At 65.0% G+C, this 15,723-nt stretch carries 11 protein-coding genes; all 11 read left to right on the top strand.

Features of this window, described 5'->3' with window-relative positions; translation table 11 throughout:
• A partial coding sequence (locus RM2_RS07220) for an Rv1355c family protein (protein ID WP_072688134.1) occupies nt 1–1,619 on the top strand: 1,619 nt, incomplete at its 5' end.
• A gap of 14 nt (nt 1,620–1,633) precedes the next feature.
• Nucleotides 1,634–3,490 (top strand): bifunctional diguanylate cyclase/phosphodiesterase, encoded by a 1,857-nt coding sequence (locus RM2_RS07215; protein WP_072688133.1) that lies wholly within the window; start codon nt 1,634–1,636, stop codon nt 3,488–3,490.
• Between the two features lie 166 nt (nt 3,491–3,656).
• The gene (gene acpS, locus RM2_RS07210) at nt 3,657–4,070 is read left to right on the top strand and encodes a holo-ACP synthase (protein ID WP_072688132.1); all 414 of its coding nucleotides are present in this window, start codon (nt 3,657–3,659) and stop codon (nt 4,068–4,070) included.
• A gap of 20 nt (nt 4,071–4,090) precedes the next feature.
• Complete coding sequence (locus RM2_RS07205; protein ID WP_072688131.1) at nt 4,091–4,333, top strand: acyl carrier protein; 243 nt, start codon at nt 4,091–4,093, stop codon at nt 4,331–4,333.
• Entirely contained in the window at nt 4,330–5,538 is a 1,209-nt protein-coding gene (locus tag RM2_RS07200) for an acyl-CoA dehydrogenase family protein (protein ID WP_072688130.1), read from the top strand. The genes RM2_RS07205 and RM2_RS07200 overlap by 4 nt, the downstream gene beginning before the upstream one ends.
• Nucleotides 5,535–6,485 carry an amino acid--[acyl-carrier-protein] ligase gene (locus tag RM2_RS07195; protein WP_072688129.1) on the top strand — a complete coding sequence of 317 codons (951 nt, stop codon included), beginning with the start codon at nt 5,535–5,537 and terminating at the stop codon, nt 6,483–6,485. Before RM2_RS07200 ends, RM2_RS07195 begins: the two co-directional genes overlap by 4 nt.
• On the top strand, nt 6,482–7,447 hold the full coding sequence (locus RM2_RS07190) for a DUF1839 family protein (protein WP_072688128.1): 966 nt from the start codon (nt 6,482–6,484) through the stop codon (nt 7,445–7,447). Before RM2_RS07195 ends, RM2_RS07190 begins: the two co-directional genes overlap by 4 nt.
• Nucleotides 7,447–9,930 carry a glycosyl hydrolase 2 galactose-binding domain-containing protein gene (locus tag RM2_RS07185; protein ID WP_072688127.1) on the top strand — a complete coding sequence of 828 codons (2,484 nt, stop codon included), beginning with the start codon at nt 7,447–7,449 and terminating at the stop codon, nt 9,928–9,930. The genes RM2_RS07190 and RM2_RS07185 overlap by 1 nt, the downstream gene beginning before the upstream one ends.
• Before the next feature lie 119 nt (nt 9,931–10,049).
• A complete protein-coding gene (gene mfd, locus RM2_RS07180; RefSeq protein WP_072688164.1) occupies nt 10,050–13,700 on the top strand; it encodes a transcription-repair coupling factor in 3,651 nt (1,216 codons plus the stop codon).
• Nucleotides 13,701–13,704: 4 nt separating this feature from the next.
• Nucleotides 13,705–14,571 carry a nucleoside triphosphate pyrophosphohydrolase gene (locus RM2_RS07175; protein ID WP_072688126.1) on the top strand — a complete coding sequence of 289 codons (867 nt, stop codon included), beginning with the start codon at nt 13,705–13,707 and terminating at the stop codon, nt 14,569–14,571.
• A gap of 284 nt (nt 14,572–14,855) precedes the next feature.
• Nucleotides 14,856–15,719, top strand: coding sequence for a glycosyltransferase family 2 protein (locus RM2_RS07170; protein ID WP_084721667.1), 864 nt, complete (start codon nt 14,856–14,858; stop codon nt 15,717–15,719).
• Nucleotides 15,720–15,723: the final 4 nt, after the last annotated feature.

Raw genomic sequence — 15,723 nt, 5'->3', positions numbered from 1 at the left:
ACATCGCCGTCACGTTATGGGAAGACGGACTGAACACCGAATCGGTGGCCGAATTCCTGAAGGGTGCTGACGTGGTGATCGACGAGTGCGATTCCCTAGACGTCAAGGTGTCTCTGCGACGAGAGGCTCGGCGCAGGGGTCTCCCGGTCCTGATGGCGACCAGCGACAGAGGTTTGCTGGACGTGGAACGATTCGACGAGGAACCGGATCGTGCGATCTTCCACGGCATGGTCGGCGATCTCGATGTGGACATGCTGGCGGACCTCGGCTCTCGCGACAGGATCCCGCTGATTCTTCAGATCCTCGATGCCGATCAGTTGTCCCCGACGATGGCGGCGTCCCTGGTAGAGGTGGACGAGACCATATCGACTTGGCCGCAACTCGGCGGAGACGTGCTGCTCGGCGGAGCAGAAGTCGCGGCGGCCGTTCGTCGTATCGGGCTCGGACTGCCGCTCGCGTCGGGTCGATGCCGGATGGATCTGGACGAAAACCTCGAAGAACTCACCGATCCGCCGCGGCCGGCCGTGCTCCCCAGTTCGGAGGTGTCGGAGTCCGCAGCGAGGGATGCGCCGAGGGGCGACGTCGAGTCGATCCTGAACTCGGCGGCCCGGGCACCTTCCGGCGGCAACGCCCAGCCTTGGACGATTATCGCGGCGGACGAGGGGCTGAGCCTGTCCGTTGCTCCGGAGTGCACGACGGCCATGGACGTGGGCTACCGCGGGAGTTGTGTCGCCGTCGGCGCTGCACTCCACAACGCCCGGATCGCCGCGTCCGCTGCTGGACTGCTCGGTGCCGTGACGGTTCACGATGCGGAACCGGGGCGGCCGATCGCCACCTTGAAGTTCGGCAGCGGGAACGATCGAGAACTGTCGGGCCGATACGAGCACATGCTGGACCGGACCACCAATCGAAGGTTGGGGGTGCCGCGTCGACTGGACGACGACCAGGCGGGCGCCCTCGCGGAGGCGGCATCTCGTGAGGGTGCCCGTCTGTGCCTGGCGACCGACCGTGACGACATCGCGTCGATCGGCGCCATTTTGGCGGAGTCGGATCGAATCCGATTCCTCACGCCGACTCTGCACCGCGAGATGATCGGTGAGTTACGGTGGCCTCCCACCGATTCTGTCGATACGGGCATCGATATCCGCGCACTCGAGCTTGATCCTGCGGAACTGTCGACCTTTGCGTTACTCCGTCGGCCGGAAGTCATGGAACACTTGGGTGTGCAGGACGGGGGGCGCACGCTGGGCAGGTTCACCCAGGATCGGGTGGTGTCAAGTTCGGCCGTCGCCGTGATCGCCGTTCCGGGCAACAGCGCCCGCGACTACGTGCGCGGCGGGGAGGCGACCGAAAGTGTGTGGATTCAGGCTCAGTCGCTTGGACTGGCCGTCCAGCCCATTTCCCCGGTTTTTCTCTACGCCGTGGAAAGAGCGGAACTTGAACAACTCTCACCTCGATATGAGGCATCATTGGTTAGCCTGCAGCAAGAACTCCGCGATGTCGTTCGGGCGAAGCCAGGTGAGACCCTCGCCATTGTGCTACGCCTCAGCCATGCCCCGACTCCGTCGGTGCGGAGCGAGCGCCGCGCCGATCGAGTTCGAAGGCGGAGATCGTTATAGTAACTGGAGGGCCAGTGCACAGCGAGAAGCGAACCGAGAAGCGAACCGAGAAGCTCGAGACCCTGGTAACGACTGTTGCGTCCCGGCTTACACCTGTCGATGCGGTCTCGTTCGTGTCTGTGGCCACGCGGGTGCTGCAGGATCTCGTCGAACATTTCGAGGTCGACACCTGCTTTCTCCGGTTCACCGATCACGAGATTGCGGCGACCGTGCTGATCGCGGAATATCCGCCCAGACCCTTCATTCCCGACCCGGATCCCCTCGGTGTCGTGTACTTCGAAAACGCGGACTCGACGTTCGTGCAGATCGAGCGCCAGAAGGAAGTTGCCATCTTCCGCCCAGAGAAGTCCGGCCCCGACTACAACGATCGGGTACGTGAGGCGTCGGGCGTGCCCCAGGTGTCACTCGCGGCGGTTCCGCTGCTGTCGGGGGAGACGACGACTGGCACGCTCGGATTTATCAAATTCGGCGACCGCGACTGGACGCCGCCGGAACTAGACGTCCTCAAGGCGATCGCCGCCCTGCTTGCACAGGTACAGGCGCGCATCGTGGTCGAGGAGCAGTTGCGGCACTCGGCCGATCACGATTCCCTCACCGGACTTTGTAACCGGCGAGCGCTCTACCGTCACCTGGACGCCCGGTTGAATTCTTCCGAGCCCGGTCCGATCGCGATTCTCTTCCTGGACTTGGATCGACTGAAACCCCTCAACGACTTCTTCGGCCACGGGGCCGGCGACGGGTTCATCTCGACGATCGCGGAGCGGCTCCGTGCGACAAGCGCGGCCGACGACCTCGTCGCGAGACTGGGCGGCGACGAATTTGTGCTCGTTCTAGGTGGTTCCGTCGACCTCGACGATGCGGAGGCGCGGGCACGGCGCATCCGCGATGTGGTGACCGAGCGTGTCCATCTCGGCCGTGAGGTGGTCAGTCGCAGTGTCAGCATCGGCGTCGCCGCGGGATATCCGGGTGCGGCCACCACGAGTTCTCTCCTGAGTCAGGCGGACCAGGCCGTCATGCTGGCGAAGACCAAGGGCGGTAACGCGATCAGCGTCTTCACCGACGAGATGCAGGAGAAGAGCGAGAAACGCAACATGGTCGAACTCAGTCTGCGCGCCGCCATCGCAGACGAATCGCTGTTCCTCGAGTATCAGCCGGAGGTCGACCTTCGGACTGGGCGGATACTCGGGGTAGAGGCTCTGGTCCGCTGGAATCACCCGCTCCTCGGATTGCTGCAGCCCGCATCGTTCATCGACGTCGCCGAGGCCACCAATGTGGCGGGGGAACTCGGCCGCTGGGTGATCCGGACCGCTTGCCGACAATGGGCTCAATGGCGGTCGCAGCTACCCGGGCTCGATCTCGGCCTTCGTGTCAACGTGTCCCCCGGACAGTTGGCCGGGCTGGATTTCCTCGATGTCGTCGCGAAGTCGTTGACGGAGTTCGATCTTCGGAAGGGTGCGCTGTGCCTGGAGATCACCGAGAACGCTGTGCTGAGTGATCTGACATGGACCCGTCAGGCACTCGAAGGATTGCACGCGATGGACGTGGAGGTTGCGATCGACGACTTCGGAACTGGTTACAGTTCGCTCAGCCACCTCAAGGCGTTGCCGGTGAGCACCCTGAAGATTGACAAGGGTTTCGTGATGAACCTGGACAGCAATCCCGAGGATCGGGCAATCGTCAAGTCCATCGTCGGGCTCGCCGAGTCTTTCGGACTCGAGTTGGTGGCGGAAGGTGTCGAGAACGTCGAGTCTGCCCGCCAACTGCTCGACATGGGATGTCGCCGTGCGCAGGGATTTCTGTTCAGCCGTCCGGTCTCGGCGGAGAAAATCGGGAAGTTGCTGGCCGCCGGATCGATCGAGGTGGGGCTGTAACTGGTTGCGCGGTGGTCCTGAGCGTTTCCTACGCGACGCAACCGCAGACTTAGGCTACGTTAGATGCATTTCACCGCGTTCCTAGCCGTGAACTGCCGTTATGTGGCGCCCGCTCGCACAGTTTGTCCGCACAGTTTGCCTTCGAGTAGTCGAGGAGTGGAACAGGATGTCTGATGATTCGGGTCCGTCGACCCATGAGTCCCGCATCGGGTGCGACGTGATGATGGTCGAGCATGTCAGGAGCAGCGTCGAGCGCTTCGGTGATCGCTATCTGACCCGGATTTTCACACGCCACGAATTGGAGACCTGCGGAGGACCTGCCCGAGATCAAAGGCTGGCCGCCCGATTCGCCGCCAAAGAGGCCGTCGTCAAGGTGTTGCGGCCCGGGGATATTGCGCTGCCGTGGCAGTCCATTGAGATCCGGCGCGAGAGTTGGGGAGGTTGCGGCGTGTACCTGTCCGGCAATGCGTCGAATCTTGCCGAACGACAGGGTCTCGGCGGATTCCATGTGTCGATATCGCACGAGGCCGACGTCGCGTTCGCTATGGTCACCGCATCCAGGTTCGGCACGCCCGACTAGTACCGAGGAGAACCCCGACCATGAGTGAGCTGACGATCCGTAAGGTTCTGGGCGATCACGCCCGTTTGTCGATCGATGCCGGTGGCGTCGCTGTCGGTGCCGATCTCTACGAACTGGGTTTGACATCGCACGCGAGTGTCAACGTTATGCTGGCGCTGGAAGATTCGTTTGACATCGAGTTTCCCGACGAGTTGCTGCGCAAGAGCACGTTCGCCAGCGTCGAGGCCATCCGCGATGCACTTGTCGAACTCGGTGTGGCGTGAGTATCGCTGTCACGGGCGGCTCGGGAATTGAGTCGGCCGAGGCGCTCGGACCGTTGGGACGGGCCGAGGCCGGAGTCGCAGCAGCGGCTGCACGCTGGGCCGGAGACGTCGATCGCGACGCGCGCTTTCCGCAGGAGTCGGTCGACGCACTTCGTGACCAGCGCTTGTTGGCGTGTGCTGTTCCGCCGGAACTGGGCGGCGAGGGCGCCTCACTCCAGGAACTGTGTACCATCGCTCGGATGCTCGGTCGGCACTGCGCCGCTACCGCGATGGTGTTCGCTATGCACCAGACTCAGATCCTCTCACTGGTACGGCATCACAGCGGCGGCCCCGTCGAGGACTTCCTACGCGAGGCTGTCGCCAGACAGTACCTGCTGGCCTCCGCGACAACGGAACTCGGCATCGGCGGTGACGTTCGCCGCAGCACGTGTGCGGTCGAGCAGTCGGACGGAGTGGTGTCGCTGGTCAAGAACGCGCCCGTGATCTCCTACGGGGAATACGCCGACGCGATCCTCGCGACGGCACGCCGCACGCGCGACAGCCCCCCGAGCGACCAGGTTCTCGTCATCTGCCGCCGCGCCGACGTAACGCTCGAACCCACAGGCGACTGGAACACTCTGGGGCTTCGTGGAACCTGCAGTCCCGGATTCGTGCTGCGGGCTACCACCACACCCGACCTCGTCGTCGGCGCCTCCTATTCGGAGATCTCGGCCGAAACGATGCTGCCGGTTTCACATTCGGTGTGGTCGGCGGTGTGGCTCGGTATCGCCGACGCGGGGGTGGAGAAGGCGCGCCGATACGTGCGAGCGGCGGCGCGGAAACAACCGGGTGTCACTTCTCCGGCCGCGCTTCGGTTGGCAGAGGCGGCGGCTGTGCACCAGCAGTTTTCCGACCTCGTGTTCTCGGCGGCCCGCAGATTCGACGACGCGATCTCCGCGCCTACGGGGTCAGCTGAGTCCGAAATTGCAGGAGGGATGGGCTATTCGCTTGCGATGAACAACCTGAAGGTGACCGCATCGACCCTGGCAGTCGATCTGGTGGGCAGGGCTCTGTTGATCTGCGGAATCGCCGGATATCGCGAAGACACGGAGTACTCGCTCGGCCGGCACCTGCGCGATGCGCACGGAGCGGCCATCATGGTCAACAACGACCGAATCATGGCCAATTCGGCGCAAATGGCCACGGCGTACAGGGGGACTATATGAGTGTGGGTTCAGCGGTGGGACGAGAAGACACCAGCGAACTCGAACGAGTCCGGCGAGACTTCCGGGCGGAACTGCTCGAGTCGGGGCTTCTCATAGGCACGTCCGTCGCGGGACTCTACGGACGGTCGGGATTGTTCGAGGACATCGTCGACGGCATAGACCGGGCCGTCAGCGATGTGGGTCCGGGGAAAGCCGCCGCACGGTTCCGGTTCCCTCCGGTGTTTCCGCGCACGACTTTCGAGCGCACCGACTACATCGCGTCCTTTCCTGACCTGACGGGCGCCGTCCACACGTTCACCGGCACCAACGCCGAGCACGCCCAACTGCTGGCGGCGCGAGCCGTAGGCGACAGTTGGGACAGGTGGCTCGAGCCCGCCGACACCATGCTGGTGTCGGCGGCGTGTCATCCGGCGTATCCGATGTTCACGGGTGTGTTGCCCGGCGATGGCGCGCTCCTCGACGTGTACGGCTACTGCTTCCGGCACGAACCCGCCTTCGATCCTGCACGCATGCAAGTGTTCCGAATGCGCGAATTCGTTCAGATCGGAACGGCAGATCAGGCAGTGCGGCATCGTGATTTGTGGATCGAGCACGGTCTGGAAGTGTTGTCGGATCTGCGACTCGAGGCCACACCGGTGGTCGCCAACGACCCGTTCTTCGGCCGCGTCGGGCGTATGCTCGCAGCCAACCAGCGTGAGGAGAACCTCAAGACCGAACTCACGGTGCGTCTGTACGGCGATTTGGACGAGGGAACCGCGGTGGTCTCGTGCAACTGCCACCAGGACCACTTCGGTGGCACCTTCGGCATCGCCACCGCGGACGGGAATGTCGCCCACAGCGCCTGTGTCGGATTCGGGATGGAACGGATCGCCCTGGCCATGCTCCGAACCCACGGCACCGACCCCTCGCGCTGGCCGAGCCCGTTGAAGTCGCGGATGTCGTTGTGACCTCCCGTCTGATTGACATCTCGCCGGAGGGGTACGAAGCGCACGCAATCCATGCCGATGGCCGGACCTGGGCCGAGACCAACTGTTACCTCGATCTGTGGGTTGAGATACTTCATTCGCTCGGCCTTGACCCGGTTCCCGCCGCTGCATGCGCGCTTTCCGCCCGGTTCGACGGATCTCAGTGGACCTTCATCAAATTCAAGACTGAGGACCTCTTCGCGCTGTACGGAATCGACGTGGGGGAGATGAACGTCTGGCGCCCGGTCCTCGCGCATGTCGAGGACAATCTCGCGGCCGGAATGCTGTCGACCGTCGAAGTGGATGCGTACTGGCTTCCTGATACGGCGGGCATCGGATACCACGAGGCGCGCACCAAGACCACGATCGTGGCGAATTACGTCGACCGGGAGGCCCACGTACTCGAGTACTTCCACAACAGCGGCTACCACCGGTTGGTGGGCGAGGACTTTCGCGGGGTGTTCGGTCTCGATCACCCAGGCGAGACGACGTTCACGCCTTACGTCGAGCAGATCAGGTTCGAGGGGAACCCTCGATATCACCCGGAGCGTTTCGACGCCGTGGTGCGACGTCACGTCGATATGAGACCGACCGGAAATCCGGTGCGTGATCTCGGCAAGCGGGTGGTCGCGGACGTACCCTGGATCCGCGAATCCGGCGTCGAGACCTTTCATCTGTGGACGTTCGGAGTGCTACGTCAGTGTGGCGCCGGCGCGGAACTTGCTGCGGACCTCTGCGAATACCTGGGGCGCAACGGGTTCATCGGCGCAGCAGAGTTCGCGCCAGGATTCCGGGAGGTCGCGCAGGGGGCCAAGAGCGTCCAATTTCAGGTGGCACGTGCCGCTCGGGGACGCAGTGTCGACCCGTCCGCTCAACTCGATGCGATGGCCGACGCGTGGGAGTGTTCGATGGACGGCGTGGCGCACACACTCGGACGCGTCTAGTGGATCTGCTCGTTGGTGCTCGATGGAGCTGTGTTGCAACAGAACCCGGGGAAATTACGGACCCGGCAGGGCTTGCGAATACCACGGGTCGGTGGTATCCCGCCGAGGTACCAGGTACCGCGGCGGGTGCTATCCGCGCGAGCGACGGCGTCAAGGCGGCGCGAGCAGCGAAGACCGACGCGATGGACTGGTGGTTCGTCGCCGAATTCTCCCGCGGCGGGCCGGGACCGTGGCGGCTCGAATTCGACGGACTCGCCTCGCACGCGGACGTGTGGGTGGACGGCGACCGAGTGCTGTCGTCCGAGTCGATGTTTGTACCTGCCGTGGTCAAACTCGGCGATCTCCCTGGCACCGGTACGCTCGCGATTCGATTCGGCTCGCTCGACGCCGTGCTGCGTAGGCGTAGGCCGCGCGGGCGGTGGCGCTCTACGTTGGTGCATACACAGGGGTTGCGTTGGATTCGAACGAGCCTGCTCGGGCGCGCGCCACTCTTCGCAGGTGTGCCGGCCCCGGTCGGACCGTGGCGGGCAGTGCGGCTGCTCGACTCCTCCGAGCCCGTTCTGTCAGATCGCCGCGTGGTGGCGGCGGTGCAGGACGGAACCGGCGTGCTGGACCTCGAGTTGCGGGTTCACGGCGCAGTCGGATCGAACCCCGTCGGATCGAACCCCGTCGTGAGACTCGGCGACCAGACCGTGGAGGCGACTGTTGTGAAATCCGGACCTGGTGTGCAGGAGGTACGCGCGCACATCCGCGTCCCCGACGTCCGGTTGTGGTGGCCCCACACGCACGGTGCCCCGGCGACGTATCGACTGAGTTTCGTACTGGGTGAATTCGTCGTGGACCTGGGTGCGGTGGGTTTCCGCACCGTGTGCGCCGACCGGGGCGACGGCGGGTTCCGGTTGTCCGTCAACGGGGTCGACGTGTACTGCCGCGGCGCCGTGTGGGTCCCCGTCGATCCGGTCGGACTCGGTGACAAGGCGCGGACGCGGGCTACCCTCGAGCGGGTCGTCGAGGCCGGGCTCAACATGATCCGGGTGCCGGGCACGAGCCTTTACGAGGATGCCGCGTTCTGGGATGACTGTGCCGAACTCGGCATCATGGTGTGGCAGGACGCCATGCTCGCCACGTTCGACCCACCAGACGACCAGTCGTTTCTGGACCTGGTGGGCGCCGAGGTCGAGGCGCTGCTGAGGCCACTGTCAGGGAACCCTGCGCTCACCGTCTTCAGTGGGGGCAGCGAAACGGAACAGCAGCCGACGATGCTCGGTTTACCCGCCCCGCACATGGCGGCGGTGCACGACGTGATCCCTGCCGCTGTCGCCGACATCGTGCCGGGTGTGGTGTCAGTGTCTTCGTCGCCGACCGGGCCGCCGGGTACGGATGCTCTCGCTACCCATGTGGGTTCGGGGATCGCTCATTACTTCGGGATCGGTGGATATCGACGCCCGCTCGAGGATGTTCGCGGTGCGGGGGTGCGGTTCGCGGCCGAGTGCCTGGCGTTCTCGATCCCTCCGTCGGACACCGTGATCGAGAACGAGTTCGGCGGCCTCGCCGTCGTTGGGCACCACCCTCGATGGAAGGCGGCGGTGCCCAGGGACAACGGTTCGCCCTGGGACTTCGAGGACGTTCGCGACCATTACGTGCGCATGTTGTTCGGCGAGGAGCCTTCGGCGGTCCGCTGGGGTGACCCCGCGCGGTATCTCGACCTCGGCCGTGCCTCGATCTGTGAGGCCTTCGCTGCGACGCTCGGGTACTGGCGTCGGCCGGATTCCGGTTGCGACGGCGCACTGGTGCTGTCGCTGCGTGACCTCGAACCCGGCGCCGGGTGGGGATTGCTCGATTCGGACGGGCATCCGAAGGCACCCTGGTACGTGATGCGACGGATGTCGCAAGCGGTCGCTGTGCTCGTCGGCGAGGACGGGATGGACGGTCTGCGAATCGACGCGGTCAACGACTCCGTGCGTCCGATTGTGGGGGCGCTGCGGGTGCAGGTGCACACCCGGGCGGGCACGTGCGCGTTCGATGTCGTCGAGCCGGTGACCCTGGCTGCGCACGCCGCCCGCCGATGGTCGCTCGATGCATTGTTGGGGCACTTCACCGATGTCACGCACGTCCACCGGTTTGGTCTGCGGGGGTACGACAGCGTGACGGTCACGCTGTCGGGTGAAGACGGGGTCGTCACCGAAACCGTCCACCTCGTCGGAGGCATCTCACGTCCACTCGAACGCACCGTCGGTCTGACGGCGGTCGCTCGGCGGACGAGCGCTGGAGACTGGGTCGTGGTGGTCGCAACCGACGGTGCAGCGCAGTACGTCCGTCTCGAACTGGGCGGCTTCGAACCGCTGGACTCGTGGTTCCATCTACCACCCGGAGGCACCCGAGTGGTATCGGTGCCCGGGAGCGGGACAGCCAAGGAGATCACCGGGCGCGTGGGGGCCCTGAACTCGATTGCGACGACGCAGGTCGTCCCGGCTCGGGACTGATACGGACCCCGGCTCGCTCGTGTGCGATATCGACTAGGCTGGCTCAGTCCGCAACTAGCCGTTCGTCCCGGCCCAAGCTGTTCGCCGGCAGTTCGTCATCACTGCTCAGGAGTGTGTCGTTGTCTTCCCCGCTCATCGCTGCCGAGCCCTCGTCCGTCGACACGCCGCTCGCCGGTTTGGCGAAGATTGCGCTGGGCGACGGCGTCATCGCGCAGGTGACCCAGGCGCTCGGGCGGCAGCATCTGGACGTCGTCGCGCCTCGATCCGTCCGTCCGTTCGTGGCTGCGGCGCTCGCCGAGCGCACTCACCTGCTGCTGGTCACCGCGACCGGCCGAGAGGCCGACGACGTCACCGCCGAACTGAAGGAGATGATCGGCGACGGCGCGGCACAGTTCCCCTCGTGGGAGACGCTGCCGCACGAGCGGTTGTCACCGAGCGCTGACACGGTCGGTCGTCGCATGGAGGTACTCCGCAGACTCGCGCGGCCCGATGACCGCGTCTACGGTGCGCCGCTCCGGGTCATTGTCACGACGGTCCGGTCACTGGTGCAACCCATGGCGCCCGGGCTCGGCGAGATCGAACCCATCACCCTGCGTGTGGGTGTCGAACACGACTTCGACGGGCTGATTCAGCGGCTCGTCGAAATGGCGTACACCCGGGTCGACATGGTGGGTAAGCGCGGCGAGTTCGCCGTCCGCGGCGGCATTCTGGACTTGTTCTCGCCCACCGCTGACCACCCGGTCCGCATCGAGTTCTGGGGTGACGAGGTCACCGAACTACGCGCATTCTCAGTGGCTGACCAGCGGTCGCTGCCCGAACTCGAGATTGAGGCCGTGGTCGCGCCGCCGTGCCGCGAACTACTTCTCACCGAGGACGTCCGGGACCGCGCCGCCCAACTCGCGGTCGACAACCAGGCCGACGCCTCGCTCGTCGAGATGCTCGACAAGATGTCGGGCGGCATCCCGGTGGAGGGCATGGAGGCGTTGCTGCCGGTACTGCGACCCGGCCAACTGCAACTGCTCACCGATGTGCTGCCCGATGGCGCACACGTACTCCTGTGCGATCCGGAGAAGATCCGGACACGGGCCACCGACCTGGTCCGCACCGGTCAGGAATTCCTCGAGGCGTCGTGGACGGCGGCTTCGATCGGCGGCGCCGCGCCGCTCGACACTTCGGTACTGGCGGGAGGCGGCATCGACCTCGGTGCCTCCGCGTATCGCTCGCTACGCCAGGTTCGCGAGTCGGCGGAAGCTGCCGGAATTGCGTGGTGGAGCCTGAGTCCGCTCGCCTCCGGAAGTGGCGAGGAACTGGAGCTGGCGGTCACCCCGGCACCGCAGGTGCGAGGCTCCGACGATCTGCTGTCGGAGCTGTTCGTGAGCCTGCGGGCCCATGTGACTACCGGCGGGCGGGCCGTCGTCGTGGTCGCCGGTTCCGGCACCGCGCATCGCGTGCTCGAGCGGCTTCGGGAGGCGGAGGTGCCCGCGGCGGAGCTCGCGCCCGGATCGGAGCCCGCCCGCGGTCAGGTAGGGGTGCTGCGGGGTTCGCTCCATGATGGACTCGTGCTGCCCGGGGACGACTCGACTCCGGGTCTGGTCATCGTCACCGAGGCCGATCTCACCGGCAACCGGGTGGCTGCGGTCGGCGACGGCAGGAGGCTGCCGGCGAAGCGTCGCAACCAAGTGGACCCGCTCGCACTGACGGCCGGGGACATGGTGGTGCACGACCAGCACGGAATCGGACGGTTCGTCGAGATGGTCGAGCGGACCATCTCGGGCGCGCGCCGCGAATATCTCGTGATCGAGTACGCAGCCGGCAAGCGTGGACATCCGGGCGACCGTCTGTTCGTTCCGATGGAGTCCCTCGACCAACTCTCGCGGTATGTCGGCGGCGAACTTCCTGCCCTCAGCAAGCTCGGCGGTTCCGACTGGGCGAACACCAAACGCAAGGCGCGAAAGGCGGTCCGTGAGATCGCCGGGGAACTCGTGCAGTTGTATGCGGCGCGGCAGGCGGCACCCGGCCACGCGTTCGGGCCCGACACCCCGTGGCAGAGGGAGATGGAGGACGCTTTCTCGTTCACCGAGACCCACGATCAGCTGACCGTGATCAGCGAGGTCAAGGCCGACATGGAGAAGGCTGTCCCGATGGACCGCGTCGTCATCGGTGACGTCGGCTACGGCAAGACCGAGATCGCGGTGCGGGCCGCATTCAAGGCTGTGCAGGACGGCAAGCAGGTGGCGGTTCTGGCACCTACGACGCTCCTCGCGCAGCAACACCTGCAGACCTTCACCGAACGCATGGCGGCGTTCCCGGTCACAGTGCGCGGGCTGTCCCGCTTCACGCATGCTACCGAGTCCAAAGAGGTCATCGCCGGTATGGCCGATGGCGATGTCGACGTGGTGATCGGCACGCACCGGCTACTGCAGACCGCGGTTCGCTGGAAGGATCTCGGTCTCGTGGTCGTCGACGAGGAGCAGCGCTTCGGTGTCGAACACAAGGAGCACATCAAGGCGCTGCGCACCCACGTGGACGTTCTGACCATGTCGGCCACTCCGATTCCGCGAACCCTCGAGATGAGCATGGCGGGCATCCGAGAGATGTCGACGATCCTGACGCCGCCGGAGGAGCGGCACCCGATCCTCACCTACGTCGGCGCGTACGCCGACAAGCAAGTGGCCGCGGCCATCCGGCGCGAACTGTTGCGCGACGGGCAGGTGTTCTATGTCCACAACCGCGTCAGCTCGATCGACAAGGCGGCCCAGCACATCCGTGAACTCGTCCCCGAGGCGCGCGTGGTGGTGGCGCACGGCCAGATGAACGAGGGCACCCTCGAGCGGACCGTGCAGGGGTTCTGGGAACGCGACTACGACGTGTTGGTGTGCACCACCATCATCGAAACAGGTCTCGACATCTCCAATGCCAACACCCTCATCGTCGAGCGCGCAGATTCTCTCGGGCTCTCGCAGTTGCACCAGTTACGGGGCCGGGTCGGGCGTAGTCGCGAGCGCGGTTACGCGTACTTCCTGTACCCGCCGGAGAAGCCACTCACCGAGACTGCTTACGACCGCCTCGCGACCATCTCGCAGAACTCCGATCTCGGTGCCGGTATGGCCGTCGCGATGAAGGACCTCGAGATCCGGGGTGCTGGAAACGTGTTGGGGGCCGAACAGTCCGGCCACGTGGCAGGTGTGGGATTCGACCTGTACGTCCGATTGGTTGGGGAGGCCGTCGAGGCGTTCCGTGCGGCAGCAGATGGCAAACCGATCGACGCCACGGAGCCCTCTCGGGAGGTCCGCATCGATTTGCCCGTAGACGCGCACATTCCGCCCGACTACGTCACCAGCGACAGGCTCCGCCTCGAGGGCTACCGCAAGCTCGCGGCGGCGGCGGAACTCGACGCCGTCACTGCGGTGGTGGACGAACTGGTCGACCGGTACGGACCGCTGCCCGAGCAGGTACGTCGACTGGTGTCCGTGGCCAAGCTGCGCTTGCTGTGCCGCGAGTACGGCCTGGAGGAAATCGCGGTGGTCGGCACTCAGTTGAAGATCTCCCCGATGGCGTTGCCGGATTCGAAGCAGTTGCGTCTCAAGCGGATCTATCCGAGCGCGCAGTACCGTGCGACGACCGGAATGGTGCAGCTCCCGCTACCCAGAGCCGGTTCGGGCGGAATCGGTGCGGATCGGGTGCGCGACGTGGAGTTGCTGCAGTACATAGCTAATCTCGTGCTCGCGGTGGACGGCAAAGCCGCCGGGTCCGTGGTTGTGGAGGCTTGACTCGATGACGGTGGTTCTGCTCGATCCTCTGCGCCCGACGATGATCCCGATGGAGGCCGTCGGGGTCATCGGTGACGGTGTGGAGTTCACCGCAGAGGTGCCCGAGCAGGTGCGGCGGTTGCTGACCTCGGCGCCCGGAGCGAAGGTCCTGGTCACTACCGATCCCGACCATCCTGCCCTTCACGCGCTGGCCGCGGCGGGGGCCCGGGTCATCGCGGCACCGAAAGTTCCCGGCGACAATCTTGTCGAGGCAGTCGACGTCATGGACAGGTTATGGAGTTACGGCGGTTGGGAAGTCACGCAGACACACCGCACCCTGTCGCACTACCTCGTAGAGGAGACTTACGAAGTACTCGACGCCATCGAGTCCGCCGACTCCGATGATCTCCGGGAAGAGTTGGGTGACCTGCTGCTGCAGGTACTGTTCCATTCGCGCATCGCGGCGGCGGCCGGCACATTCGACGTCGACGACGTGACTGCGACACTGGTCGCGAAACTTGCGAACCGCAGTCCTCACCTCGGTGAGGATGTCGTCGGGCCGATCGACATCGCCGAGCAGGAGCGGGCGTGGGAGATCCGTAAGGCCGCAGAGAAGGCGCGGAGTTCGTGCCTCGACGGTATAGCGGCGAGTCAGCCGGCTGCGTCCCTCGCGGCCAAGGTAGTGGCCCGTGCGAACAAGGCCGGCCTGCCGCCGGAGTTGGTGCCGGTCGAACTGGAGGCCGGACTATTGGTGGAGGCCGAGGCCGAGGCGGCGCTGCGTGCCACCACGCGCGCGTTCATTGCGCGAATCAGGGCGGCCGAAAATTCCGCTCGAGAACAAGGGAAATCCGTGCTCCGAGAGGCAGACTGGGCCGACTACTGGCCTTCGTGAGGCCAGGCTGATTCGCACATCCACCGTCGTTGGTTGAAATGTAACTCATCCAGGATTTCTCCGTGTTGCAGACCAGAAAATGGCCGCATTCGATATACCTTTTGTCTCGTAGTGAAGTCCGACGGCTGCAGCGGGGGGAGGCTTCTAGACCGCGGGATCTCCGCTGGTCTTTGCACGCTGAACATTGTGAAGACGTCGCTCCCGACGTGGGGATGACTGGTGCTCGAATGGGCTGACTGTGATGCAGACGGACCGATTCGGCCCAGGGAAGAAAGGACGGCCATATGAGTTTGCACTCGCCCGATCGCCTGGACCTCTCCAACAGTACGGCCCGGGTCGAGGGCACCAACGGCGACTACCACCTGCGCTGCGACGGAGACCGCACTCGGCGACCGACGGTCACCGTCATCGTGCCGGCCATGAACGAAGCCAAGAACCTCCCGCACGTCGCGGCGCGCATGCCTGCCGGCATCGATGAGATCGTGTTCGTGGACGGGCATTCGGTGGACAAGACGGTTGAGGTGGCCAAGAGTCTCTGGCCGTACGCCACATTCGTGACGCAGACCCGAACGGGTAAAGGGAATGCGCTGGTTTGTGGTTTCTCGGCCGCGACTTCCGACATCATCGTGATGATCGACGCCGACGGTTCCACCGACCCGGCCGAGATCCCGCTGTTCGTCGACGCCCTTGTGGCAGGTGCGGACTTCGCGAAGGGAACCCGATTCGCCAACGGCGGTGGAAGCTCGGACATCACGTTTGGTCGCAAACTGGGAAACAAGGCGTTGAATACGCTCGTCAATCTCAAGTTCGGCTCGAAGTTCAGCGACCTGTGCTACGGCTACAACGCTTTCTGGCGCCGACACGTACCGGTGATGTCACTACCAGCGATCGACGAGCCCGAGTCGCAGTGGGGTGACGGATTCGAGATCGAGACTCTCATCAACGTCCGGGTCGCCAACGCGGGCCTGCAGATCGCCGAGGTGCCGAGTTTCGAGAAGGATCGCATTCACGGCGAGAGCAACCTCAACGCAGTCCGGGATGGGTTTCGCGTGCTGCGCACTATCAGGAGCGAACAGCGCGTCGCCGCGACAACCGGCGGAGCCATCACCGTTGCTGACGCTGCAACGGCTACCGCACGGCAGATCTGAGTAG

Source organism: Rhodococcus marinonascens NBRC 14363 (assembly GCF_001894885.1).
Classification (GTDB): Bacteria; Actinomycetota; Actinomycetes; order Mycobacteriales; family Mycobacteriaceae; genus Rhodococcus_F; species Rhodococcus_F marinonascens.
Note: the sequence above shows the minus strand (reverse complement) of the source record. Positions and strands in the feature narration are given on the sequence as shown.